At 64.9% G+C, this 24,534-nt stretch carries 26 protein-coding genes; 11 read left to right on the top strand and 15 right to left on the bottom strand.

Annotated elements, in window-relative coordinates:
- Positions 1-11 precede the first annotated feature (11 nt).
- From cueR to KU887_RS11895, 3 genes are all read left to right on the top strand, one after another.
- On the top strand, positions 12-416 hold the full coding sequence (gene cueR, locus KU887_RS11905; protein ID WP_034201516.1) for a Cu(I)-responsive transcriptional regulator: 405 nt from the start codon (positions 12-14) through the stop codon (positions 414-416).
- A 215-nt stretch (positions 417-631) separates the two neighbouring features.
- Positions 632-778: a DUF3563 family protein gene (locus KU887_RS11900; protein ID WP_006478295.1), complete on the top strand. Its 147-nt coding sequence runs from the start codon at positions 632-634 to the stop codon at positions 776-778.
- A gap of 114 nt (positions 779-892) precedes the next feature.
- Positions 893-1,261, top strand: a complete 369-nt coding sequence (locus tag KU887_RS11895; protein ID WP_062884759.1) for a hypothetical protein — start codon at positions 893-895, stop codon at positions 1,259-1,261.
- A 15-nt stretch (positions 1,262-1,276) separates the two neighbouring features.
- Here the strand turns inward: KU887_RS11895 and KU887_RS11890 are convergent, their stop codons facing one another.
- Entirely contained in the window at positions 1,277-2,122 is an 846-nt protein-coding gene (locus KU887_RS11890) for a 23S rRNA (adenine(2030)-N(6))-methyltransferase RlmJ (protein WP_006483870.1), read from the bottom strand.
- Positions 2,123-2,223: 101 nt separating this feature from the next.
- Positions 2,224-3,195 carry an aldo/keto reductase gene (locus tag KU887_RS11885; RefSeq protein ID WP_006483886.1) on the bottom strand — a complete coding sequence of 324 codons (972 nt, stop codon included), beginning with the start codon at positions 3,193-3,195 and terminating at the stop codon, positions 2,224-2,226.
- Between the two features lie 166 nt (positions 3,196-3,361).
- On the opposite strand from KU887_RS11885, the gene KU887_RS11880 reads away from it, so the two are divergent.
- Entirely contained in the window at positions 3,362-4,150 is a 789-nt protein-coding gene (locus KU887_RS11880) for a 3-hydroxybutyrate dehydrogenase (protein ID WP_006483876.1), read from the top strand.
- Positions 4,151-4,267: 117 nt separating this feature from the next.
- On the opposite strand, the gene KU887_RS11875 is transcribed toward KU887_RS11880, so the two are convergent.
- On the bottom strand, positions 4,268-5,467 hold the full coding sequence (locus KU887_RS11875) for an amino acid aminotransferase (protein ID WP_006483879.1): 1,200 nt from the start codon (positions 5,465-5,467) through the stop codon (positions 4,268-4,270).
- A gap of 258 nt (positions 5,468-5,725) precedes the next feature.
- Between KU887_RS11875 and uvrB the strand changes: the two genes are divergently transcribed.
- The 5 genes from uvrB (at position 5,726) to KU887_RS11850 (ending at position 11,279) form a co-directional block, all read left to right on the top strand.
- Positions 5,726-7,816 (top strand): excinuclease ABC subunit UvrB, encoded by a 2,091-nt coding sequence (gene uvrB, locus KU887_RS11870; RefSeq protein WP_006483873.1) that lies wholly within the window; start codon positions 5,726-5,728, stop codon positions 7,814-7,816.
- A 228-nt stretch (positions 7,817-8,044) separates the two neighbouring features.
- The gene (locus KU887_RS11865) at positions 8,045-8,596 is read left to right on the top strand and encodes an iron transporter (RefSeq protein WP_006483880.1); all 552 of its coding nucleotides are present in this window, start codon (positions 8,045-8,047) and stop codon (positions 8,594-8,596) included.
- A gap of 55 nt (positions 8,597-8,651) precedes the next feature.
- Complete coding sequence (locus KU887_RS11860; RefSeq protein WP_006483872.1) at positions 8,652-8,984, top strand: cupredoxin domain-containing protein; 333 nt, start codon at positions 8,652-8,654, stop codon at positions 8,982-8,984.
- Between the two features lie 58 nt (positions 8,985-9,042).
- Positions 9,043-9,885, top strand: coding sequence for an FTR1 family protein (locus tag KU887_RS11855; protein WP_006483868.1), 843 nt, complete (start codon positions 9,043-9,045; stop codon positions 9,883-9,885).
- On the top strand, positions 9,882-11,279 hold the full coding sequence (locus tag KU887_RS11850) for a 4Fe-4S binding protein (RefSeq protein WP_006483874.1): 1,398 nt from the start codon (positions 9,882-9,884) through the stop codon (positions 11,277-11,279). Before KU887_RS11855 ends, KU887_RS11850 begins: the two co-directional genes overlap by 4 nt.
- A gap of 278 nt (positions 11,280-11,557) precedes the next feature.
- On the opposite strand, the gene hemP is transcribed toward KU887_RS11850, so the two are convergent.
- The 3 genes from hemP to KU887_RS11835 form a co-directional block, all read right to left on the bottom strand.
- Complete coding sequence (hemP, locus tag KU887_RS11845) at positions 11,558-11,803, bottom strand: hemin uptake protein HemP (RefSeq protein WP_258250074.1); 246 nt, start codon at positions 11,801-11,803, stop codon at positions 11,558-11,560.
- A 140-nt stretch (positions 11,804-11,943) separates the two neighbouring features.
- Positions 11,944-12,426, bottom strand: coding sequence for an SRPBCC family protein (locus KU887_RS11840; protein ID WP_006483882.1), 483 nt, complete (start codon positions 12,424-12,426; stop codon positions 11,944-11,946).
- Between the two features lie 98 nt (positions 12,427-12,524).
- Entirely contained in the window at positions 12,525-13,397 is an 873-nt protein-coding gene (locus tag KU887_RS11835) for a pirin family protein (protein WP_034201518.1), read from the bottom strand.
- 121 nt (positions 13,398-13,518) lie between these two features.
- Between KU887_RS11835 and KU887_RS11830 the strand changes: the two genes are divergently transcribed.
- Positions 13,519-14,493 (top strand): LysR family transcriptional regulator, encoded by a 975-nt coding sequence (locus KU887_RS11830; protein ID WP_006483884.1) that lies wholly within the window; start codon positions 13,519-13,521, stop codon positions 14,491-14,493.
- A gap of 405 nt (positions 14,494-14,898) precedes the next feature.
- Here the strand turns inward: KU887_RS11830 and KU887_RS11825 are convergent, their stop codons facing one another.
- The 9 genes from KU887_RS11825 to KU887_RS11785 form a co-directional block, all read right to left on the bottom strand.
- Positions 14,899-15,327: a biopolymer transporter ExbD gene (locus KU887_RS11825; protein ID WP_006478310.1), complete on the bottom strand. Its 429-nt coding sequence runs from the start codon at positions 15,325-15,327 to the stop codon at positions 14,899-14,901.
- 13 nt (positions 15,328-15,340) lie between these two features.
- Positions 15,341-16,075 carry a MotA/TolQ/ExbB proton channel family protein gene (locus tag KU887_RS11820; protein ID WP_006483875.1) on the bottom strand — a complete coding sequence of 245 codons (735 nt, stop codon included), beginning with the start codon at positions 16,073-16,075 and terminating at the stop codon, positions 15,341-15,343.
- 35 nt (positions 16,076-16,110) lie between these two features.
- Positions 16,111-16,842, bottom strand: a complete 732-nt coding sequence (locus KU887_RS11815; RefSeq protein WP_012492728.1) for an energy transducer TonB — start codon at positions 16,840-16,842, stop codon at positions 16,111-16,113.
- Between the two features lie 218 nt (positions 16,843-17,060).
- Positions 17,061-17,297, bottom strand: coding sequence for a bacterioferritin-associated ferredoxin (locus KU887_RS11810; protein WP_006482749.1), 237 nt, complete (start codon positions 17,295-17,297; stop codon positions 17,061-17,063).
- 152 nt (positions 17,298-17,449) lie between these two features.
- Positions 17,450-18,307, bottom strand: coding sequence for a glutamate racemase (murI, locus tag KU887_RS11805; RefSeq protein ID WP_006482751.1), 858 nt, complete (start codon positions 18,305-18,307; stop codon positions 17,450-17,452).
- Positions 18,308-18,341: 34 nt separating this feature from the next.
- A complete protein-coding gene (bfr, locus tag KU887_RS11800; RefSeq protein WP_006482753.1) occupies positions 18,342-18,818 on the bottom strand; it encodes a bacterioferritin in 477 nt (158 codons plus the stop codon).
- Between the two features lie 194 nt (positions 18,819-19,012).
- Complete coding sequence (locus tag KU887_RS11795; RefSeq protein ID WP_006482750.1) at positions 19,013-20,536, bottom strand: fumarate hydratase; 1,524 nt, start codon at positions 20,534-20,536, stop codon at positions 19,013-19,015.
- 44 nt (positions 20,537-20,580) lie between these two features.
- Positions 20,581-21,165, bottom strand: a complete 585-nt coding sequence (locus KU887_RS11790) for a TIGR00645 family protein (RefSeq protein ID WP_012492727.1) — start codon at positions 21,163-21,165, stop codon at positions 20,581-20,583.
- Between the two features lie 112 nt (positions 21,166-21,277).
- On the bottom strand, positions 21,278-22,186 hold the full coding sequence (locus KU887_RS11785; RefSeq protein WP_006482741.1) for a DMT family transporter: 909 nt from the start codon (positions 22,184-22,186) through the stop codon (positions 21,278-21,280).
- Positions 22,187-22,505: 319 nt separating this feature from the next.
- On the opposite strand from KU887_RS11785, the gene acs reads away from it, so the two are divergent.
- A complete protein-coding gene (gene acs, locus KU887_RS11780; RefSeq protein WP_258250073.1) occupies positions 22,506-24,488 on the top strand; it encodes an acetate--CoA ligase in 1,983 nt (660 codons plus the stop codon).
- The last annotated feature ends 46 nt before the right edge of the window (positions 24,489-24,534 follow it).

Here is a 24,534-nt window from a genome sequence, read left to right as displayed (position 1 = left end):
GAGGGCGAGGAATGAATATCGGCGACGCGTCGCGCGAATCCGGGGTCAGCGCAAAAATGATCCGGTACTACGAACAAGTCGGCCTTCTTGCGCCGAGCAAGCGCACCGATGCCGGCTACCGGATCTACGGCGCGGACGAAGTCCATACCCTGCGGTTCATCCGTCAGGCGCGACGGCTCGGCTTTCTCGTCGAGGACATTCGCAAGCTGCTGATGCTCTGGCAGGATCGCTCACGCGCAAGCGCCGAAGTGAAATCGATCGCTCTTGAGCATGTGGCCGAACTCGACAAACGCATCGCAGAGCTAAGCGACATGCGCGACACACTGGCCGACCTCGCCGCGCACTGCCATGGTGACGGACGACCTGAATGCCCGATTTTGGCGCGCCTCGCCGACCCGGCCGATGAACCAAATTAGTGCGTGTTCTCGAGCCTAAAAACAAGCCCTGGAGCAATATCCATTAAAATCAACGGGTTATGTGATGTTCGCCTCAGTCCATTCCAAATGGGAATGGTTGCCATGCAAGTATTTCACTAGCATCTTGGTGCGGCGTCGCTATAATTCGGGATAACCCTATACGGGAAATCCCTGAATCTCGATTCACCAGGGGTCCCTCTTCCTTGGAGAACGTCATGATCGCCTACATCGTCGAAAAGCTGAGCAACTGGTTCGAATCCGCAGAACGTGAGCGCCGTGAGGCTTACCTCGCCACGTCGTCGGACATCGTCCAGCTCGAGAGCCGCATCCGCTCGCTCGAAACCAACGGCTACTCGCTGTAATCGCAGTCCCCGTCAGGTGCCGAGCGGCGCCGAACGATAAGCAAGCCCCGTATTGACGGGGCTTTGTTTTTTTGTGCGTCGGATCTGGCGAAATCGTCGGTGCAGCGCTATGGTATGGACCTGCTTTTCATCCTGAAGGACACGATCATGCGTTTGGGTGTCGATGTGCGTCGCAGTGCCCGCGCGCGTCTCGTTTTGGGCGCGGCTGTGCTCGTCCATGGCCTCGCGGCTGGTGCCGCGACATCGTCCAAACCGCTGGTGCTCGATACGCAGCGCGGTATCCAGGACGGCAAGGGCGGATGGGTGCTGCAGACGGCACCGCTGTCGTCGCAGCCGATCGTCGAGCCGGCAGGCATGCGCGCTCCGGCCGGGCAGGCGCCGAACACGTCGGTTCCATTGTTCGTCGCCCCGTATATCAATGTTCCCGCGTGGGACGGGCAACCCGCCTATCAGCCGAGGCTCGCGCCGCGACCGCAGCCGTAACGGCCGGTCGCCGGATCAGTTGCCGCGGTGCTCGATCTGGCAGCGAGCGCCGCTATCCTGTCCCAGCATCTCGACCAGGTAGGGCAGAACCTCGTTCATGCTCTGGGCGAGCGTATACGGCGGATTGAGGATGAACATCCCGCTGCCGTAGAGGCCCAGCCCGTCGGTCGGCGGATTCGACACCGTCAGCGTCAGGTGCAGCCAGTTGTTCGGCTGCAGGCGCTTCAACTGCTCGGGAAAGCGCTGCGATTCCGTCCGCGTGACCTGCGGATACCAGATGGCATAGCAGCCGGTCGCGAAACGCTTCAGGCATTCCGTCACGCAGCTCACCGTGCGCGCGTAGTCCTTCTTGTCCTCGTAGGACGGATCGATCAGCACGAGTGCACGTCGCGGCGGCGGCGGCAGCAGCGCCTTGATACCTTCGAAGCCGTCACCGGCGAAGATCATCGCGCGTCGCCCCGCATCGCGGAAATTGTGGCGCAGCACATCGATTTCCGTCGTGTGCATTTCGAACAGGCGCATACGATCCTGCTCGCGCATCGATCGCCATGCGATGTACGGTGAACCCGGGTAGAAGTGCAGTTCGCCGTCGTCGTTCAGCGCGCGGACTTCATCCACATAGTCGCCGAGCGCCTCCGGCAGGTTCTTTTCGTTCCACAGTTGGCCGATGCCGGTATCGAATTCCGACGTCTTCGCTGCATAACCGTCGCGCAGCGAGTACACGCCGGCGCCCGCGTGCGTATCGATGTACCAGTACGATTTGTCTTTCTTGTTCAGGTAGCGCAGCAGTTGGACGACGACGGCGTGCTTGAGCACGTCCGCGTGGTTGCCTGCGTGAAAACCGTGACGATAACTGAGCATGGCTGGCTGCCTGAAACGAAGGGTGAATCGATGAAAGCGGGCGATCGTGCGCGGCCGTGAGGCCGCGCGCCGATGCGGCCGCGTATTGTACGCGAGTCGCCTCACTCGTATGCGTCGCCGACCACCGCCTCGATGCGTTGCTTCACATCCGGCGTCAGCTTCGCGGCAACCTCGAGCGCGCGCATGTTGTCGCCGATCTGGTCGATCCGCGATGCACCCGTGATGACCGAACTCACGCGCGGATTCGACAGTACCCACGCGATCGCCAGCTGGCCGGTGCTGCAGCCGAGTTCGGCGGCGATCTCGCCGAGCCGCTCGACGATGTCGTTGGCGGCCCGATCGGTCAGCCGTTCGCGCATCCAGTCGTAGCCCTGCAACTGCGCGCGGCTGCCGGCCGGCACGCCGTTGCGGTACTTGCCGGTGAGCAGCCCCGACGCCAGCGGGCTCCAGGTCGTGAGGCCGAGGCCGTAATCGTCGTAGAGCCGCGCATATTCCTGCTCGACCCGGGTGCGGTGGAACAGGTTGTACTGCGGCTGTTCGACGACCGGCTTGTGCAGATGATGCCGCTCGGCGATCTCGCATGCCGCGCGGATCTCGTCGGCGCTCCATTCCGACGTGCCCCAGTACAGCGCCTTGCCGCGCACGATCATGTCGCTCATCGCCCAGACGGTTTCCTCGATCGGCGTATGGGGATCGGGACGATGGCAATAGACGAGGTCCACATAGTCGAGCTGCAGCCGGCGCAGCGAGCCGTCGATCGCATTCAGCAGGTATTTTCGGTTCAGCGTGTGATACTGGTTCGGGGCTTCCGCGAGCCCCCAGAAGAACTTCGTGGACACGATATAGCTGACGCGCGGCCAGTCGAGCGACTTGAGCGCGTGGCCCATGATTTCCTCGGATTTGCCACCGGCGTAGACCTCGGCGTTATCGAAGAAATTGACGCCCGCATCGCGTGCCGCGGCGAGGCATTCGCGCGCGACCCGCTGATCGACCTGGTTGCCGTATGTCACCCACGACCCGAGGGAAAGCTCGCTGATTTGCAGGCCGGAGCGGCCTAGCCGTCGATAGTGCATGAGAATCTCCTGCTGAACGGAACCGACCTTAAGCTTAGACGTTTTGCACGCGAACGGCGGGGCCGATCGTGCACAATGACGCCTGGCACGCCGCCACGATTTCGCGATGAGCGCGGATGCGGGCGGGCGCGTGTTTTATTCGATCCGATAACGGGAGGAGACGGATATGGCAGCAGATCTGAGCGGCAAGACCGCAGTCGTCACGGGCGCCGCGAGCGGCATCGGCAAGGAAATCGCACTGGAGCTCGCCAAGGCAGGCGCGGCCGTCGCGATCGCCGACCTGAACCAGGACGGCGCGAACGCGGTCGCCGACGAGATCAACAAGGCAGGCGGCAAGGCGATCGGCGTCGCGATGGACGTGACCAACGAGGAAGCCGTAAACACCGGCATCGACAAGGTGGCCGAAGCGTTCGGCTCGGTCGACATCCTCGTGTCGAACGCGGGCATCCAGATCGTCAACCCGATCGAGAACTACTCGTTCGCCGACTGGAAGAAGATGCAGGCGATCCACGTGGACGGCGCGTTCCTGACGACGAAGGCCGCGCTCAAGCACATGTACAAGGACGATCGCGGCGGCGTCGTGATCTACATGGGTTCGGTGCACTCGCACGAAGCGTCGCCGCTGAAGTCGGCGTACGTGACGGCCAAGCACGGTCTGCTCGGCCTGGCGCGCGTGCTGGCAAAGGAAGGCGCGAAGCACAACGTGCGCTCGCACGTCGTGTGTCCGGGCTTCGTGCGCACGCCGCTGGTCGACAAGCAGATTCCGGAGCAGGCGAAGGAGCTCGGCATCAGCGAAGAGGAAGTGATCAAGAAGGTGATGCTCGGCAACACGGTCGACGGCGTGTTCACGACGGTGCAGGACGTCGCGCAGACGGTGCTGTTCCTGTCGGCGTTTCCGAGCGCCGCGCTCACGGGCCAGTCGGTGGTCGTCAGCCACGGCTGGTTCATGCAGTAACGCAGGCAGGCGGCATAGCCGCCCACCGCGCCGAACGGTACAAAAAAACGCGCTCCGTGGAGCGCGTTTTTCATGTCGGCAGGGCGGGCCTGGTGACGGTTGCCGCCCGACGCGGCTTTACTTCAGGACTGCTGCGACCGCATTGGCGACCGCGTCGAGGTTGCGCGTGTTCAGCGCGGCGACGCAAATCCGGCCCGTGCCGACCGCATAGATGCCGAACTCGTCGCGCAGGCGATCGACTTGCGCCGAGGTCAGGCCCGAATACGAGAACATCCCGCGCTGTGCGTTGATGAAGCTGAAATCGCGATCGACGCCGCTTGCCTTCAGGCGCTCGACGAGACCATTGCGCATCGCGCGGATGCGATCGCGCATTTCGCCGAGTTCCTGCACCCACGAAGCGTGCAGTTCCGGCGACGCGAGCACCGCTGCGACCACCGCGCCGCCGTGGGTCGGCGGGTTCGAGTAGTTCGTGCGGATCACGCGCTTCAGTTGCGACAGCACGCGCGTGGCTTCTTCCTTGCTCGACGTGATGATCGACAGCGCGCCGACGCGCTCGCCGTACAGCGAGAACGACTTCGAGAACGACGACGACACGAATGCGTTCAGGTCGGCCGCGGCAAACAGGCGCACGGCAGCGGCATCGGCGTCGATGTTCTCGCCGAAGCCCTGGTAGGCCATGTCGAGGAACGGCACGAGGTTGCGTGCCTTCACGACGTCGACGATCTGTTGCCATTGCGCTTCGGTCAGGTCCACGCCGGTCGGGTTGTGGCAGCACGCGTGCAGCACGACGACCGTGCCTGCCGCGTAGCCGTTCAGCGCCGACAGCATGCCTTCGAAGTTCACGCCGTTGGTGGCCGCGTCGTAATACGGGTAGGCGACGACTTCGAAGCCGGCCGCTTCGAACAGCGCACGGTGGTTTTCCCAGCTCGGATCGCTGATCGCGACCTTCACGTTCGGATTCACGGTGCGCAGGAAATCGGCGCCGATCTTCAGCGCGCCCGTGCCGCCCAGTGCCTGGGCCGTGACCACGCGGCCCGCCGCGATCAGCGGCGAATCGTTGCCGAGCAGCAGCTTCTGCACGGCCGCATCGTAGGCGGCGATCCCGTCGATCGGCAGGTAGCCGCGCGGCAGGCCGGCCTCGACACGTGCCTTCTCCGCTTCGCGCACCGCGCGCAGCAGCGGAATCTTGCCGTCTTCGTTCGTGTACACGCCAACGCCGAGGTTGACCTTGGTCGGACGCGCATCGGCGTTGAAGGCTTCGTTCAGGCCCAGGATCGGGTCGCGGGGAGCAAGCTGGACAGCGGAGAAGAGCGACATGATGATTCGGCAGTAGTGAAAAGAGGGTCAGGCTTTCAGCCGGCGGGACGGGCGCAGCGGACCGCGCCCACGGCGCGACGCCGGAAAGCGCAGCAGCCTGATATTGTAGCGAATTCGCGCTGGCGGGGGCGGTGATTCCGTCGCGTTTCGGCGGCGAATCGCGATTTCGGGCGGCCGTCGCGCGTCAGGAGCCGACAGCAGTTCGCGCGGCCGCGAAGCGCTAGAATGCTTTTTTTGCCCTTGCTCCGGCCGCATTCCATGTCCGAACATCATGCCGAAGTCGGCGACGCGCTCGACGAATCCAAATTCGTCACTTTCGAAGGGTCGCCGTTCCAGCTTTACCAGCCGTATCCGCCCGCGGGCGACCAGCCGACCGCGATCGACACGCTCGTCGAAGGCGTCGGCGATGGCCTTGCCTTCCAGACGCTGCTCGGCGTGACCGGTTCGGGCAAGACCTTCACGATGGCCAACACGATCGCGCGGCTCGGCCGCCCGGCGATCGTGTTCGCGCCGAACAAGACGCTCGCGGCCCAGCTTTACGCGGAGTTCCGCGAGTTCTTCCCGCGCAACGCGGTCGAGTACTTCGTGTCGTACTACGACTACTACCAGCCTGAGGCCTACGTGCCGCAGCGCGACCTGTTCATCGAGAAGGATTCGTCGATCAACGAGCACATCGAACAGATGCGGCTGTCGGCGACGAAGAGCCTGATGGAGCGTCGCGACGTGGTGATCGTTGCGACCGTGTCGGCGATCTACGGTATCGGCAACCCGTCCGAATACCACCAGATGATCCTGACGCTGCGCACGGGCGACAAGCTCGGCCAGCGCGACGTGATCGCGCGGCTGATCGCGATGCAATACACGCGCAACGAGCAGGATTTCCAGCGCGGCACGTTCCGCGTGCGCGGCGACACGATCGACATCTTCCCGGCCGAACATGCGGAAATGGCCGTGCGCGTCGAACTGTTCGACGACGAAGTCGAGACGCTGCAGCTGTTCGATCCGCTGACCGGGCGCGTGCGGCAGAAGATTCCGCGCTTCACCGTGTATCCGTCGTCGCACTACGTGACGCCGCGCGACACCGTGATGCGCGCGGTCGAGACGATCAAGGACGAACTGCGCGAACGGCTCGAGTTCTTCCATCGCGAGGGCAAGCTCGTCGAGGCGCAGCGCCTCGAGCAGCGCACGCGCTTCGATCTCGAGATGCTGCAGGAGCTCGGCTTCTGCAAGGGCATCGAGAACTATTCGCGGCATTTCTCGGGCGCGGCGCCCGGCGATCCGCCGCCGACGCTCGTCGACTACCTGCCGCCCGATGCGCTGATGCTGCTCGACGAATCGCACGTGCTGATCGGCCAGCTCAACGGGATGTACAACGGCGACCGCGCGCGCAAGGAAAACCTCGTCAATTACGGCTTCCGCCTGCCGTCGGCGCTCGACAACCGGCCGCTGAAGTTCCACGAGTTCGAACGCAAGATGCGCCAGGTCGTGTTCGTGTCGGCCACGCCGGCCGATTACGAGAAGCGCGTGACGGGGCAGATCGCCGAGCAGGTCGTGCGACCCACGGGCCTCGTCGATCCGGAAATCGAAGTGCGCCCGGCGAGCTCGCAGGTCGACGACGTGCTGACCGAGATCAACGCCCGCGTGAAGGCCGGCGAGCGCGTGCTGATCACCGTGCTGACGAAGCGCATGGCCGAACAATTGACCGAGTTCCTGGCCGACCATGGCGTCAAGGTGCGTTACCTGCACAGCGACATCGACACGGTCGAGCGCGTCGAGATCATCCGCGACCTGCGGCTCGGCACGTTCGACGTGCTGGTCGGGATCAACCTGCTGCGCGAGGGTCTGGACATTCCCGAAGTGTCGCTCGTCGCGATCCTCGACGCGGACAAGGAAGGCTTCCTGCGCGCCGAGCGCTCGCTGATCCAGACGATCGGCCGCGCCGCGCGGAACGTGAACGGCAAGGCGATCCTCTACGCGGACAACATGACCGAGTCGATGAAGCGCGCGATCGGCGAAACCGAGCGGCGCCGCGCGAAGCAGATCGCCTACAACGAAAAGATGGGCATCACGCCGCGCGGCGTCGTGAAGCGCATCAAGGACATCATCGACGGCGTCTACAACGCCGACGACGCGCGTGCGGAGTTGAAGGAAGCACAGCAGCGCGCGAAATTCGAGGACATGTCGGAAAAGCAACTCGCGAAGGAAATCAAGCGTCTCGAGAAGCAGATGGCCGACTACGCGAAGAACCTCGAATTCGAGAAAGCCGCCGCCACCCGCGACCAGCTTGCCGTGCTGCGCGAACGCGTGTTCGGCGCGAACGTCGGCGACCACATCAGCGGCGGTCGGTAAATCTTTCCAAGCGTCACTGAATCCTTTTGGTAAAGCGCCTGTAAGCCTTGTCGGATCAGGGGTTTACGGCGCTCTCCGTTTGTTCCGAAACGGGTTCGGTGCTAAACTCCGCATGTATTGAGAATAGTTCGCATTAACGTTCTTCGTCGCGTTAGTGTTTCCAGCGGGTGGCCCCGGCGGGTCGCTCGCATGTCGTCAAGATAGTCAGACAAATAACAAGGAGTGTCCATGTTGGGTTCTTCGTTCATCCGCACGACGGTTGCGGTAGCGGCGGCGCTTGCCGCGATGTCGGCCTCGGCGGCCGAGTATCCGATCGGCAAGCAGCAGATCCAGGGCGGCATGGAAATCGGCGCGGTGTACCTGCAGCCGATCACGATGGACCCGGAAGGCATGATGCGCAAGGCGTCGGATTCCGACATTCACCTCGAGGCCGACATCCATGCGGTCAAGAACAACCCGACCGGTTTCGCGGAAGGCGACTGGATGCCGTACCTGCAGGTCACGTACAAGCTGACGAAGCAGGGCGACACGAAGTGGAAGGCCGAAGGCGACCTGATGGGCATGGTCGCGAGCGACGGCCCGCACTACGGCGACAACGTGAAGCTCGCCGGCCCCGGCAAGTATCACCTGACGATGGTCGTCAAGCCGCCGATGCAGTCGGGCCACATGGCGTTCGGTCGCCACGTCGACAAGGAAACGGGCGTGGGCCCGTGGTTCAAGCCCATCACGCTCGAGTACGACTTCCCGTTCGCCGGTATCGGCAAGAAGGGCGGTTACTGATCGGTGGCATCACGAACGGCGCGCTTCGGCGCGCCGTCGGCGTAGAGAACCCAGAATGAAAATTCCCCAGAAAATCGTTACCGCAGCCGCTGCGCTGTGGCTTGCCGGCGCGGCGCATGCGGCCGATCTGCCGACGTTCAAGCTCGAGATGACGGATGGCAAGCTGACGCCCGCCCGCATCGAAGTGCCGGCCGGCCAGCGTTTCAAGATCGAGATCAGGAACACCGGCAAGGGCGCCGCCGAATTCGAGAGCGTGCAGTTGCGCAAGGAGAAGGTGCTCGCGCCGGGCGCCGATTCATTCGTGGTCGTCGCCCCGCTGTCGCCGGGCGAATACAAGTTTTTCGACGATTTCCACCAGCAGGCTCAGGGCGTGATCGTCGCGAAGTAACGCGTTTTATCTGCGCGCGGGCGCGCCAGTCCCTTGCCCCGCGCGTCAGGAGGTATCGATGGGTCAGATCTTGTTCATCGTCTGGCGGGAGAGCGTCGAAGCGCTGCTCGTCGTCGGCATTCTCTATGCATGGCTGAAAAACGGCGACGACGACGCGCGCCGCGGCCTGCCTTTCCTCTGGGCCGGCGTCGCTGTCGGCCTGCTGATGGCCGTCGGCCTCGGCGCCGCGCTGGTCGGGTTCACCGAAGTGTTGTCCGGCGACGCGCAGGACTATTTCCAGACGGCGATGGTGCTGATCGCGTGCGTGCTGATCGTGCAGATGGTGCTGTGGATGCGCCGGCACGGGCGCACGCTGAAGCGCGACATGGAGCAATCGCTGCAGCAAAGCACGCGCGATTCGAACTGGTGGGGCGTCGCCGTGCTGGTCGCGCTCGCGATCGCGCGCGAAGGCAGCGAGACGGTGATCTTCCTGTACGGCCTCGGTTTCGGCCAGTCGGGCCACGTCGACGGCAGCCAGATGCTCGCGGTCGTGATCGGTCTCGGTCTCGCGTTCCTCACGTTCTATCTGCTGCAGCTCGGCGGCAAGTACTTCTCGTGGCGGCATTTCTTCCGCGTCACCGAAGTGATGCTGCTGTTCCTCGGTGCGGGCCTGTTCCAGACCGGCGTCGACAAGCTGATCGACAAGGAAATCCTGCCGCTCGGCATTTCGCAGGTGTGGGATACGTCCGCGATCCTCGATGATTCGGGCACGTTCGGCTCGCTCGTCGCGACGCTGACCGGCTATCGCGCACACCCGGCGCTGACCAACCTGGTGGCCTATGCGGTCTACTGGGCGGTCGTCTGGCTGCTGATGAAGCGCGCGAGCCGCCGTCCGGCCGTTGCTGCGGGTCGCGCGGCATGAGCGTTGTCGCCGCCGTCAAGCCGGGCTGGCTCGCGCAGGCCGGCCAGTGGATGCAGCGCCACGGTGCGCTGATCCGCGGTATCCAGTGGATCGTCGTCGCCGTCTACGCGTTCCTGATCATCGTGCCGGCCGTGTTGCCGCTGCCGGACGATTCCGCGCATCTGTGGAACAACCTCACGCTCATCGCGCAATTCGCGTTCTGGGGCATCTGGTGGCCGTTCGTGCTGCTGTCGATGGTGATGCTCGGACGCGTCTGGTGCGGCGTGCTGTGTCCGGAGGGCGCGCTCACCGAATACGCGAGCAAGTTCGGCCGCGGCGGCCCGATTCCGCGCTGGATCCGGTGGGGCGGCTGGCCGTTCGTCGCGTTCGGCATCACGACGATCTACGGACAGATGGTGAGCGTGTACCAGTACCCGCTCGCGGTGCTGTTCGTGCTCGGCGGCTCGACCGTCGGCGCGATCGTGATCGGCGTGCTGTACGGTCGCGAAAAACGCGTGTGGTGCAAGTACCTGTGCCCGGTCAACGGCGTGTTCGGGCTGCTCGCGCGGCTCGCGCCGATGCGCTACAAGGTCGACGAGGATGCGTGGCGCCGTTCGTACAAGAACGGCGAGCACGGTCATCGCGTGATTCCGATCAACTGCGCACCGCTCGTGCCGTTGCGCAACATGAAGGGTGCGGCGGCCTGCCATATGTGCGGTCGTTGCAGCGGGCATCGCGACGCGATTTCGCTGTCGCTGCGCTCGCCGTCCGACGAGGTCGTGAACCTCGGTGCGGAGCAGGCCAACCCGTGGGACACCGCACTGATTCTCTACGGCCTGCTCGGCGTGGCGATCGGCGCGTTCCACTGGACCGTCAGCCCGTGGTTCGTGCAGATCAAGCAATGGCTCGCGGGCTGGCTGATCGACCACGACATCACGTGGCCGCTCGAGACCAATGCGCCGTGGTTCCTGCTCACGCACTACCCGGATCGCAACGACGTCTTCTCCTGGCTCGATGGCGGGCTGGTCGTCAGCTATATCGTCGGTACCGGGCTCGTGTACGGCACGGCGTTGCTGGTGCTGCTGGCCGGCGCGACGCTGATGCTCGGCCGCTTCGATCGCGTGCGTTTGCATCACCTCGCCCAGGCGCTGATCCCGATCGCGGGTGCGGGCGTGTTCCTCGGACTGTCGGCCACGACGCTGTCGTTGCTGCGCGCCGAGCATGTGCCGCTCGGCTGGGCAACCGATGTGCGCATCGCGATTCTGGTCGGTGCCAACGTGTGGAGCGCGTGGCTCGCGTGGAAGGTGACGGGGCGCTATGCGGCATGGCCGCGCCGGCTCGCGGCATTCGCGTGGTTCGCCGTCGGGCTGGCCGTCGTCGACAGCGCATGGTGGTTGATGTTCTGGGGATTCTGAAGCGGCTTGCATGCCGCTTTCTTCGGCCGTCGTGCGTTGTGCGGCCACATACACGCGGGCCGCATGCCTGGCCCATTCGCGGCTCGAACAAAAAAGCGACACGTCGTTGGACGTGTCGCTTTTTTCTTCCTTGTGCGAGAACCAAAAAAAGTGGCTTGGCTTGCTGCAACGGCTGCTTGAGTGTGTTTGCACGAAGGGGTCTAGATCTCGCGTGCAAGCCGTTACGCTGGCTACTGCCCAACACCTCTCAGGGAGGTGGTCCCCACAATACTCGGTCGTTACTTCGTCAGGATCAGTTTGCCGAGCCGCGTGGCGCGCAACTGATAAGTCTCTCCGTTATGCGCGATGCTGATGTGGCTCTGGCCTTGCAGCAGCGTATCGCTGTTGACGACCCGCGTGCCTGCATCGCGGTTGCCGGCGGGTTTCGCCGGCGTGGTGACCGCTGCCGTCTTCTGACGGCTGCTGGCTGCGGTGCCGGTCGTGCGGCGCAGGGTCAGCGTGGGCGGGCGCATGGTGTCGGTCATTCGGTTTGATCGGTGACTGTCGATACGATGGAATGAATTCTAAATGATAACTATTCCCATTTACAAAAACTCTTTATCGATCGAAATGCCGAGACTGATAGCTTGAATCAAAAGCGGCGGCCCGCAGGCCGCCGCCGGGTTCAGTGCAGCGGATCAGGGTCCTTGCGCCCCTGCGCGTATTCGCGGATCAGGCGAACGGTGTCGATGTCCGACGTGCGGTATGCCTCCTTGACGATCCCGTGCGTCTGCCGCGCTTCTTCGCTGTCGTCCGTGACCGTCAGCGTCGTGCGGTACTCGAAACGCAGGAACAGTTCGCGGTCGTCGCGCTCTTCGATCGTCATCGTCAGCGAGCCGCCGATCTCGCCGTCGGCCGCGCGGATGTCGTAGCGGACCTGCTGATTCGGCGTGAACGTCACGTGGTCGCGCACGGTCGCGTGGCCGTAATGCAGTTCGCGTTCGAGCGTCGTGTCGGTGCGTTCGTGAATGACGCAGCTGTCGAGGCCGATCACGAACAGTTGCGGCTGCTCCGCACGCAGCACGAGGCCTTCCCAGAGCTGGTCGCGGGTGAGGGTCGGCACGCCCGGATCGTCGGAGTTGATCTGGATCAGATGTTCGAAGTTCAAGGGGACGGGTTCCTTCTGGTGGCGGGTGGCCACATGGTTCAAGAACTTATTGTGACGCAAAACCACCGGCTTCGCGGCACCTGCGACCCCGATCCGGTTCACGCTTCGATGCGACCCATGCGACCGGTCTGGTAGTCGACGACGGCCTGCCGGATCTCCTCCTCGGTATTCATCACGAACGGGCCGTAACGGACGATCGGTTCGTTGAGCGGCACGCCGCCGATCAGCAACAGGTCGAGCGACGTGTCGCCGGCAGCGAACGTGACGGTGTCGCCGTCGTCGCCGTAGACGACCATGTGCCGTGCGTCCACAGCCTGCCTGTCGGGCCCGTAGCGGCCCGTTCCGTCGATCGGATAGGCGAACACGCGATAACCGGCCGGCACGGGCTGCGTGACCGTTGCGCCGGGCTCCAGTGTGAAATGCTGGTAGAGGATCGGTGTGCGCGTCTCGATCGCGGCCTGGACGCCGAATGCTTCGCCGGCGATGACGCGCACGCGTGCGCGCCCGTCCGGCGACGTCGCGGTCGGAATGCGGGCGGCCGGGATCTCCTGGTAGCGCGGTGCGATCATCTTGTCGCGCCGCGGCAGGTTGACCCACAGCTGGAAGCCGTGGGAACGTCCGCCTGCCTGCGCGAACGCCGGGTCCGGCATCTCGCTGTGCACGACGCCGGCGCCGGCCGTCATCCATTGCACGTCGCCGGGGCCGAGCGTGCCGGCATGGCCGGACGAGTCGCGATGGCGGAAGCGTCCGTCCAGCGCGTAGGTCACGGTCTCGAAGCCGCGATGCGGATGGTCGGGCGCGCCCACGGCTTCGCCGGGCGCGTAGTCGACCGGGCCCATTTCATCGAGCAGCAGGAACGGATCGAAGTCCATCAGCAGCCGTGTCGGGAACGGACGGTGAACCACGAAACCGCCGCCTTCGGTGGTGCGAAGCGCGGGGTAGGTACGATCAAGCGAGCGAGCGGTGGTCATGGGAAGCCCTCGAAATCATCGGAATAGCGTTATTTTTGAAACATAGCGCTATTATATTGGGCGTTTTACCGTCCGATTTGCGGCCGTTCGCAATGGATTGTTCTGAAATTGGAACGATGAGATGAATATCGATGCACATAACCTGAACGACCTGATGTACTTCTCGCAGGTCGTCGAACATGGCGGCTTCTCGGCCGCCGAGCGCGTGCTGGGCATCTCGAAATCGCGTCTGTCGCGGCGCCTGACCGAGCTGGAGGCCGCGCTCGGCGTGCGCCTGCTGCAGCGTTCGACGCGCAAGCTCGCGCTGACCGAGGCGGGGGAGCTGTTCTACCAGCACTGCCAGGCGATGCTCGCCGAAGCGCAGGCCGCGATGAACGCGGTGCAGCAGCTGCGCGCGTCGCCGCGCGGCTCGGTGCGCGTCAGCGTGCCGGTGACGCTGTCGCAGACGATGCTGTCGCGCATCCTGCCCGAATTCCTGCGCCGCTATCCCGAGGTCAAGGTGCATGTCCGCGTGACGAATCGCGTGATCGACCTGTTTGAGGATTCGATCGACGTCGCGTTGCGCGTGCGCTCGGAGCCGCCGCAGAACGCCAACATCGTCGTGCGGCCGCTGTGGCGCACCGAGCAGATGCTGGTCGGTGCGCCGAGCCTGCTGAGCCAGAATGCGCCGCCGCTGGCGCCGGACGACCTGACCGGCTTCGAGACGCTCGATACGCCGAGCGTCGACGGCCGGCACGTATTCAACCTGATCGCGCCGGACGGGACGCGCCACGTGCACGAGCATGATCCGCGGCTCGTGACGGCCGACCTGATGACGATCCGCGAGGCCGTGCTCGACGGCCTCGGCATCGCCGCGCTGCCGGAGATGATGTACGGCAACGCGCTGCGCGCGGGGCAACTGTCGCCCGTGATGCCGGGCTGGACGCTGCCGGTGCCGCAGTTGTATGCGGTGTTCGTGTCGCGCCAAGGGATGCCGCCCGCAGTACGTGCGTTCGTCGATTACCTGGTCGAGAAGCTCGACCACGGCGCGTACAAGGAGCCCGGCTGCCCTGAGCGCGCAAAGAAGGAAGCGGCGGTCGATGTTTCGGCGACCTGAACACGGCGTGTACGACGACGCAAATTTGTTTTGTCATTGAAGCGTCGCCTGCAATCGCAAGTTTCAATCGCCGGAACCTTGAATGCGTGCGCGGGCGGGCCTATATTGAAATCCCATTTCGTGAAGGAAGTTCTGAGCGAAATCAGGTGGCCGCATATATTGCGAGCCAGATAGGGCAGAACGCGCAGTCCGTGCAGACCACGGCAGAGTCGCATTTGCGTTGCTCGAGGCGCAACCGATACCGCCAAAGAGCCCGCCGCCCGAAGGCGCCCGCGTGCGCATGAAAAAAGGCCTTCATCTGGCGATGAAGGCCTTTTACTTTGTGTACGGCCGGTTAGGTGCGGCCGGCTAGGTGCGGCCGGCCAAGTGCGCCGTTGCTGCCGGCAACTGCGGGGCGTGCGCGCGTTACTTCGCTTTTGCGCCCGGCTCCGTCACGAAGCCGAGCTTCGTCAAGCCGCCTGCCTGCGCATCCGACATCACTTCCGCGACGTGCTCGTACGCGACCTTGCGGTCGGCGCGCAGGTGCAACTCGGGCTGCGGCGTGCGTTTCGCGGCTTCCGCGATCCGTGCCTGCAGTTGTTCGCGCGTGACCGTGTGGTCATCCCACAGGATCGTGCCGTCGCCCTGGATCGCGACGTCGACGGTCTGCGGCTTTTCGTCGACGGGCTGGCTGCTGGCGTGCGGCAGGTCGATCTTCACCGCATGCTGCATCGCCGGGATCGTCACGAGGAAAATGATCAGGAGTACGAGCATGACGTCGACGAGCGGCGTCATGTTGATCTCGCTCATCACGGCATCGTCGTCATCGTCGCTGAAACCGGTGTTCATGGCCATGGTTCACCTCGTCTCAGCTGGCGGCGCGCGAGGCGAGACGCAGGCCGTCGCGCGTCGACGACGACGCGAGGCTCGCGCCCGTCACGAAGTACGCGTGCAGACCGTGCGCGAAGCGGCGCAGCTTGCTGACGACACCCTTGTTCGCACGGGTCAGCGCGTTGTAGCCGAGCACCGCCGGAATCGCGACGAACAGGCCGAAGGCCGTCATGATCAGCGATTCGCCGACCGGGCCCGCGACCTGGTCGATCGACGTCTGGCCGGTGGCGCCGATCGCGAGCAGCGCGTGATAGATGCCCCACACCGTGCCGAACAGGCCGACGAACGGCGCGGTGCTGCCGACCGATGCGAGGATCGCGAGGCCGCTCTGCATGCGCGAGATGCCTTCGTCCATCGTGTCCTTCAGGCAGCGCGTGACCCAGTCCGACACGTCCATGCGATCGTGCAGGTGCGGTTGCGTCTGGTGGTGATGGTCGGCGGCTTCCTTGCCCGACAGCGCGAGCGCGAGGAACGGGTTGTCGTTCGGCGTCGATGCGGCGAGGCCGAGCTTCTTGATGCCGTCGTCGAAATTGTCGGAATGCCAGAAAGCCTGTTCGGCGTTCTTCGTGAGGCGGTTCAGGCGGATCACGTTCCAGCCCTTGATGACGATCACGATCCACGACAGGACCGACATCACGAGCAGCGTGATCGCAATGGCGCGCGTGACGAAATCACCTTGCGCCCAGACGTGCGCGATACCGTAGCTTTGCATTTTTTGTTTCCTTTGAATCTTCCGGATGAGGCAGGTTAGTCGGTGAGCCCGAAGCTGTAGGGCTGTGTGCGGGCGGCGCGGATCGCCTGGCCGTTCTCGATGTACGGACGGCAGGTGGTCGAGCGCATCGCGTCGAGTGCGGCATCGTCGAGGCGCGGATAGCCGCTGCTCTTCTGCAGATCGATGCTTTCGATCTTGCCGGTCACGCCGACGACGAAGTGAACATAGGCGGTGCCCGATTCGCCGCGGCGGCGCGACATCGACGGATAGTCGGGCTTCACGAAGTTGCATTGGAGCGTCGGCACGTTCTTCGGCGCGCTGACCTGCATCGTTTCGCGCGCCGGGCCCGGCGTGGCGGCCGGTGCGGCGGGAGCGGGCGCGGCGGGCGCCGGTGTCGGATCGGCGGCGGGAGCGGGTGTAGGCGACGGGGCGGGCGAGGGCGCAACCGGCTGCGGGGTCGGCTTCGCCGCCTTCTGCACCGGCTTCGGTTCGACCTTCGGCTTCACGCGCGGCACCGGCTTCGGCGGCGCGGGCTGCGGGATCGACTCGGCCGCGACCTGCTGCGCGATCGGCGCGGGCGTGATGAGCTGCGCGGTGATCGTCTGGACCTCGACCGATTTCGGCGGCGGCGCGTTGCGATGGAGCCACGCGGCCGTCAGCATGATCGCGTGTGCGGCAAGCACACCGACCGCGACGACGATCACTCGGGGATTCATACGTGGTGCAGCCGGCATGGCGCCGGCAGGAGCGAGATGCGAAGCCTGCATGTTAGCTTGAAAGAACGACGTCGCACCCGGGGCGCGGCGGGTGAATCGGCATCACTTGCGGAAAATCAGCAGCGAGATGCAAACGGTGGTTACGAATCCGATCAGCAATTCCATCACAGGCTCCTTGACAGGTAAGCCGTTGGCTCGCGCGGACGGTGGCTTGCTGACGGTCAAAACAAAAAATGCGGCCTGGGCCGCATGCGCACGCTCGGCGCCGCTCAGGCCGCCTTGCGGTCGTAGAACGTGACCGGGATCGGATGCGCATGATGCTCGACGCCGCACCGGCTCGCGCAGACGCCTTGCTCGGCCATGAGGTCGCGTACGGACTCCTCGCACTTGCCGCAGCACGTGGCCACGCCGAGCTCGAACTGGAGTTCATCGAAAGAGTTCACGCCCTCGGCGAGGGACGCGCGAATCTTGCGATCGGAAACAGACTTGCACACGCAGACGATCATGATGAGTTGCGATAGCTAACGTTAATGCGAATTATTATCATTAATTTTGCGGGTGTTGACAAGCCTGGGTCGGGCTTTTTTTAAGGTCATCGGACCCTTGAAACGGCGGGGCGGTCAGGCCGCCGAGAGCGTCCGGCGTGCCGGCCCCCGTGTCAGGCGGTCGCGCAGGCGCGCGCGTTCGGCGAGGAAATGGTGACGGATTCGACCGGCGCGTCGAGGCCGAGCAGCGTCGAGGCGAGCGCGCGTAGCTGCAGACCGTCGCTGGTCGAGCAGAAACGCGGCGGCGCGGCGTGCGTGCCGGCCGGGGCGCGCAGCCCGCGTTCGTCGAGGACCCGCGCAAGCTGGCGGGCGATGGCGTCGCTCGTGTCGACGATCGTCAGGCGCTCGCCAACAAGGTCACGAATCGTTTCTGTGAAGAACGGGTAGTGCGTGCAGCCGAGTACCAGCGTATCGGCGCCGTCGTCGAGCATCGGCTGGATGTAACGCTCGAGCAGCGCGCGCAACGCGGGCGAGTTCGTGTCGCCGCGTTCGATCGCTTCGACGAGCCCGTGGCCGGGTTGGCAGATGAAGCGGCGGCCGGCGCCGTAGCGGTCGAGCAGCGCCTGGAAGCGCGGGCTGTTCAACGTCGATTGCGTGGCGAGGACGCCCGCGACGCCGGTCGCGGACAGCGCGGCGGCCGGCTTGATGCCCGGCTCGACACCGACGAGCGGGATCGACAGGCGTTCGCGGATGGCCGCGATCGCCCGGGCCGTTGCCGTGTTGCATGCGATGACGAGCGCTTTCGCGCCTTCGCGGGCGAGCCACTCGCCGATGGCCAGCGTGCGTTCCGTAATGAAGGCTTCGTCGCGCGGGCCGTACGGCGCGTGGTGCGAGTCGGCGACGTAGACGAACGATTCGTCGGGCAGGTGCGCGCGCGCGGCGCGCAGCACCGACAGGCCGCCGAGCCCCGAGTCGAAGATGCCGACAGGGGCGGCGGCGCGCAGCGCGGTAGCGTCGGACGGGTTCGTCATCGTCAGGCGGGCGGCAGGCTGGCAGGCGGCGCGATTACTCGGGCGAACCCATCATCGTTTGCTGATAGTTCTGCAGGCCGACCTTGCCGATCAGGTCGATCTGCGTTTCGAGCCAGTCGATGTGCTCTTCGGTGTCGTCGAGGATCTTTTCGAAGATCTCGCGCGACACGTAGTCGCGCACCGATTCGCAGTAGGCGATCGCTTCCTTGCAGGTGGACTGCGAGATCTGCTCGAGCTTCAGGTCGCACTTCAGGATCTCTTCGGTTTCCTCGCCGACGAGCAGCTTGTGCAGGTCCTGCAGGTTCGGCAGGCCGTCGAGCATGAACACGCGCTCGATCAGCCAGTCGGCGTGCTTCATTTCGCCGATCGACTCGTCGTATTCGTGCTTGCCGAGCTTGTCGAGGCCCCAGTGCTTGTACATGCGCGCATGCAGGAAGTACTGGTTGATCGCCGTGAGTTCATTCTTCAGTTGGGCGTTCAGATATTCGATGACTTTCTTGTCGCCTTGCATGGCTGTTTCCTTGTTCAGTGGGGCTTCAGAAACCGAACGATAATCGCTCGAACGAGAAAAGCCAAGCCTCGAAGCCTTGTCGGGCCTGCCTTTTGCGTGTAATGAGAATCAGCCTCGAATAACCGGCCGAACACAATAATGAGAATGAGAAGTAAAAAGGCCGGACTCCCGTCCGGCCTTTCGTTCGATCGCGCTTAAGCGGTGGCGACCGGGATCTTGCCGATCTTCGCCTGCCATTCCTTCGGACCCGTCTGGTGCACCGACGTGCCCGACGAATCGACGGCGACCGTCACCGGCATGTCCTGCACGTCGAACTCGTAGATCGCTTCCATGCCGAGGTCTTCGAACGCGAGCACCTTCGCGCCGCGGATCGCCTTCGACACGAGGTAGGCCGCGCCGCCGACCGCCATCAGGTAGGCCGCCTTGTGCTTCTTGATCGCGTCGATCGCGACCGGGCCGCGTTCGGCCTTGCCGACCATCGAGATCAGACCCGTCTGAGCGAGCATCGTCTCGGTGAACTTGTCCATGCGCGTGGCCGTCGTCGGGCCGGCCGGGCCGACCACTTCGTCACGCACCGGATCGACCGGGCCGACGTAGTAGATCACGCGGTTCGTGAAGTCGACCGGCAGCTTCTCGCCCTTCGCGAGCATGTCGGCGATGCGCTTGTGCGCGGCGTCGCGGCCGGTGAGCATCTTGCCCGACAGCAGCAGCGTCTGGCCCGGCGTCCAGCTCGCGACTTCTTCCGGCGTCAGCGTGTTCAGGTCGACGCGCTTGCTGGTTTCCGTGTTCGGTTCCCACTGCACCTTCGGCCAGGCGTCGAGCGACGGCGCTTCCAGCTTGGCCGGGCCCGAGCCGTCGAGCACGAAGTGCGCGTGGCGCGTGGCCGCGCAATTCGGGATCAGTGCGACCGGCTTCGAGGCCGCGTGCGTCGGCGCCGCCATGATCTTCACGTCGAGCACGGTCGCGAGGCCGCCGAGGCCCTGCGCGCCGATGCCGAGCGCGTTGACCTTCTCGTGCAGTTCGACACGCAGTTCCTCGATCCAGTCCTTCGGGCCGCGCGCGATGATTTCCTGGATGTCGATCGGCTCCATCAGCGATTCCTTCGCCATCAGCATCGCCTTCTCGGCGGTGCCGCCGATGCCGATCCCGAGCATGCCCGGCGGGCACCAGCCGGCGCCCATCGTCGGGACCGTCTTCAGCACCCAGTCGACGATCGAATCGGACGGGTTCAGCATCACGAACTTCGACTTGTTCTCCGAGCCGCCGCCCTTCGCGGCGACCTGCACGTCGACCTTGTCGCCCGGCACGATCTCGTAGTGGATCACGGCCGGCGTGTTGTCCTTGGTGTTCTTGCGGGCGCCTTCCGGCGGATTGACGATCGACGCGCGCAGCACGTTGTCCGGGTGCGTGTAGCCGCGGCGCACACCTTCGTTGATCATGTCGGTGAGGCCCATCGTCGCGCCGTCCCAGCGCACGTCCATGCCGACCTTCACGAAGATCGTGACGATGCCGGTGTCCTGGCAGATCGGGCGGCGGCCTTCCGCGCACATGCGGCTGTTCGTGAGGATCTGCGCGATCGCGTCCTTCGCCGCCGGACTCTCTTCCAGCTCGTACGCGCGGCCGAGGGCCTGGATGTAGTCGAGCGGGTGGTAGTAGCTGATGTACTGCAGCGAATCCGCGATGCTCTGGATCAGGTCTTCCTGTTTGATGACGGTCATGGCTGAGACTCTGTGGGGACAGTGGGGAATATGTTGCCGACGGTTCAGGCCGCCGGTCGGGACGCCGCGGGTGCGTGCGCCTCGTGGAAATGGGCCGGGTGCGTGTGCGTCGTCAGGCGATCGACCCACGCCATCACGAGCGCCGACACGAGGAACGACACGTGGATGATCACCTGCCACATGATCGCGTGCGTCGTGTGCTGGTCGGGGTTGATGAAGGTCTTCAGCAGATGGATCGACGAAATGCTGATCAGCGCCATCGACAGCTTGACCTTCAGCACGCCCGCGTTCACGTGGTCGAGCCATTCGGGCTCGTCGGGATGGCCCTCGATGCCGAGCCGCGACACGAACGTTTCATACCCGCCGACGATCACCATGATCAGCAGGTTCGAGATCATCACCACGTCGATCAGGCCGAGCACGGCGAGCATCACGCTGATTTCGTCGAGGCCCGTCGCATGCGACAGCAGGTGCCACACTTCTTTCAGGAACAGGAACACGTAGACGGCCTGCGCGACGATCAGGCCCAGATAGAGCGGAACCTGGAGCCAGCGGCTCATGAAAATCAGCGCGGGGAGGGGGCGAAGCGGGCGACGGCCGGGATGGCCGGGCGAGTGCGGGGCGGACATGTCGGGGTACGGGCGCGGTGCGCAGGTATCGGGGGTAATCTTGAAAAGGCGCGCTATTGTAACGCGTCGGCCGGCGCGACTGCAGCGACGCGCCGGCACGCCCGGGGACGGATCAGGAGGCCGCGGCCGGCACGCGTTTCACGCGCAGGCTCGCGAGCACGATGCCGGCGACGACGCACGCGAGCGCGACGCCGTGCGCGAGCGTCGGGCGCTCCCCGAGGAACGCGATGCCGTACGCGGCCGCGGCGATCGGCAGCACCGCGCTGAACACGCCGGCGAGGCTGCCCGGCACGTGCCGGATGCCCTTCATCCACAGCCAGAACGAGAAGATGCTGGCCGATAGTCCGTACCAGACGACGAGCGCCCAGGTGCCGGCCGGCACGCTCGCGTAATCGAAGTGCCACAGCGCGGTCGCGCCGAGCGGCAGCATCAGGAACAGGCCGAACAGGTGCGTGTACGCGCAGATGTCGATCGGTGCGAGCGTCTGCGTGAGCCGGCGCGACAGGATCACGTAGATCGATTCGCAGCACACCGCGCCGAGGATCAGCAGGTTGCCGGTGAGCGAGCCGGACGCGTCGCCTGGCGTGCCGTGACCGGATGCGCTGCCGTTGGCGAGATTGATCGTCACGACGCCGACGATCGCGAGCGCGATCGACACGAGCGCACGGCCGTTCGGTTTTTCACGCAGGATCAGCCATGCGAACAGCGCGACGATCGCCGGGATCGTGCTCGTGATGACGCCCGCGGCCACCGCGCTCGTGCGCTGCACGCCGTTGAGCATCAGCAGCGTGAACATGAAGGTGCCGAAGAAGGCCTGCAGGAACAGGTTCAGCCATTCGCCGCGCTTGACCGCACGCATCTTCACGGGGCTGAACAGCGGCCACAGCACGGCGATCGCGATCACGAAGCGCAGCGTGGCGAGGATGGCGACGGGAACGAATGCAACGATGGATTTACCGATACCGACGTTGCTGCCGACGAACAGCATCGACAGGATGAGGAAGAGGGCGTAGCGATTCAAGCTGGAATCCGGAAGGCGAGTTCAGTTAGGATTGTAGGGTCGCGGTTGTAACAGCGTAAAGCTGACCTCGATGCGCGCCGCCCGGTGCACGAAACGGCCATGCCGCGTAAGTGACGGGTAAGTTGGAGCGCTTATCGTGGAAACCGCCGGGCCGCGGGTCACGTTCGCGTGATGTGGTGCGGTGCAGCATCGTGCGCAGGCCTTCGCGGTCGCGTGCGGGTGGTGGGAGACAGCGGCGCGCAGGCGCCGGCCAAGACGACGCGCGGCGCGCACGATCGCGCCGCCATGCAGAGGATTCATGTTCACCAAGGGGTAGTCGATGTCTGCGATTGAATCGGTTCTTCACGAAACCCGTCAGTTCGCGCCGCCCGCGGCGCTCGAGAAGACGGCGACCATTTCCGGCATGCCGGCCTACCGCGCGCTCGTCGCCGAGGCCGAGCAGGATTACGAAGGCTTCTGGGCGCGTCTCGCGCGCGAAGGCCTCACGTGGCACAAGCCGTTCACGAAGGTGCTCGACGAGCGCAACGCGCCGTTCTACACTTGGTTCGACGATGGCGAGCTGAACGCGTCGTACAACTGTCTCGATCGTCACGTCGAAGCCGGCCACGGCGAGCGCGTCGCGGTGATCTTCGAGGCCGACGACGGCACCGTCACCCGCGTCACCTATGCCGATCTCCTCGCGCGCGTATCGCGCTTCGCCAATGCGCTGAAGAAACGCGGGATCGGCAAGGGCGATCGCGTCGTCATCTACATTCCGATGTCGATCGAAGGCATCGTCGCGATGCAGGCCTGCGCGCGCATCGGCGCGACCCACTCGGTCGTGTTCGGCGGCTTCTCCGCGAAATCGCTGAACGAGCGGCTCGTCGACGTCGGCGCGGTCGCGCTGATCACCGCCGACGAGCAGGCGCGCGGCGGCAAGACGCTGCCGCTCAAGAGCATCGCCGACGAGGCGATCGCGCTGGGCGGCTGCGAAGCGGTCAAGAGCGTGATCGTCTATCGCCGCACCGGCGGCAAGATCGACTGGCATGCAGACCGCGACCTGTGGATGCACGAGTTGGTGGACGGCGAATCCGACCGCTGCGAGCCGACCTGGGTCGGCGCCGAGCATCCGCTGTTCATCCTGTATACGTCGGGCTCGACCGGCAAGCCGAAGGGCGTGCAGCACAGCACGGGCGGCTACCTGCTGTGGGCCGCGCAGACGATGAAGTGGACGTTCGACTGGAAACCCGACGACGTGTTCTGGTGCACGGCCGACATCGGCTGGGTCACGGGCCACACGTACATCACCTACGGCCCGCTCGCATGCGGCGGCACGCAGGTCGTGTTCGAAGGCGTGCCGACGTATCCGGACGCCGGCCGCTTCTGGAAGATGATCGGCGATCACAAGGTCACCGTGTTCTACACCGCGCCGACCGCGATCCGTTCGCTGATCAAGGCGGCCGAAGCCGACGACAAGGTGCATCCGAAGAGCCATGACCTGTCGAGCCTGCGCATCATCGGCACGGTCGGCGAGCCGATCAATCCGGAAGCGTGGATGTGGTACCACAAGCACGTCGGCCACGAGCGCTGCCCGATCGTCGATACGTGGTGGCAGACCGAGACCGGCGGCCACATGATCACGCCGCTGCCGGGCGCCACGCCGACCGTGCCGGGTTCGTGCACGCTGCCGCTGCCGGGCATCACGGCCGCGGTGGTCGACGAGACGGGGCAGGACGTGCCGAACGGGCAAGGCGGCATTCTGGTCGTCAAGCGCCCGTGGCCCGCGATGATCCGCACGATCTGGGGCGACCCGGAGCGTTTCAAGAAGAGTTACTACCCGGAAGAGCTCGGCGGCACGCTCTATCTGGCCGGCGACGGCACCGTGCGCGACAAGGAGACCGGCTACTTCACGATCATGGGCCGGATCGACGACGTGCTGAACGTGTCGGGCCACCGGCTCGGCACGATGGAGATCGAGTCGGCGCTGGTGTCGCATGAACTCGTGGCCGAGGCGGCGGTGGTCGGCCGTCCGGACGACACGACCGGTGAAGCAGTCGTGGCGTTCGTGGTGCTGAAGCGTTCGCGCCCGGAAGGCGACGAAGCGGCGGCGCTCGCGAAGACGCTGCGCGACTGGGTCGGCAAGCAGATCGGACCGATCGCGAAGCCGAAGGACATCCGTTTCGGCGACAACCTGCCGAAAACGCGCTCGGGCAAGATCATGCGGCGCCTGCTGCGCTCGCTCGCGAAGGGCGAGGCGATCACGCAGGACACGTCCACGCTCGAGAACCCGGCCATCCTCGAGCAGCTCACCGAAGTGCGCTGAGCACCTGCCGGTCGCGCGTCACGCGCGAGCCCCTGCGCGGCAATCC

Origin of the sequence: Burkholderia sp. EMB26 (genome assembly GCF_024730645.1) — a bacterium.
GTDB lineage: Bacteria > Pseudomonadota > Gammaproteobacteria > Burkholderiales > Burkholderiaceae > Burkholderia > Burkholderia cenocepacia.
This window is presented reverse-complemented; position numbering and strand designations above follow the sequence as displayed.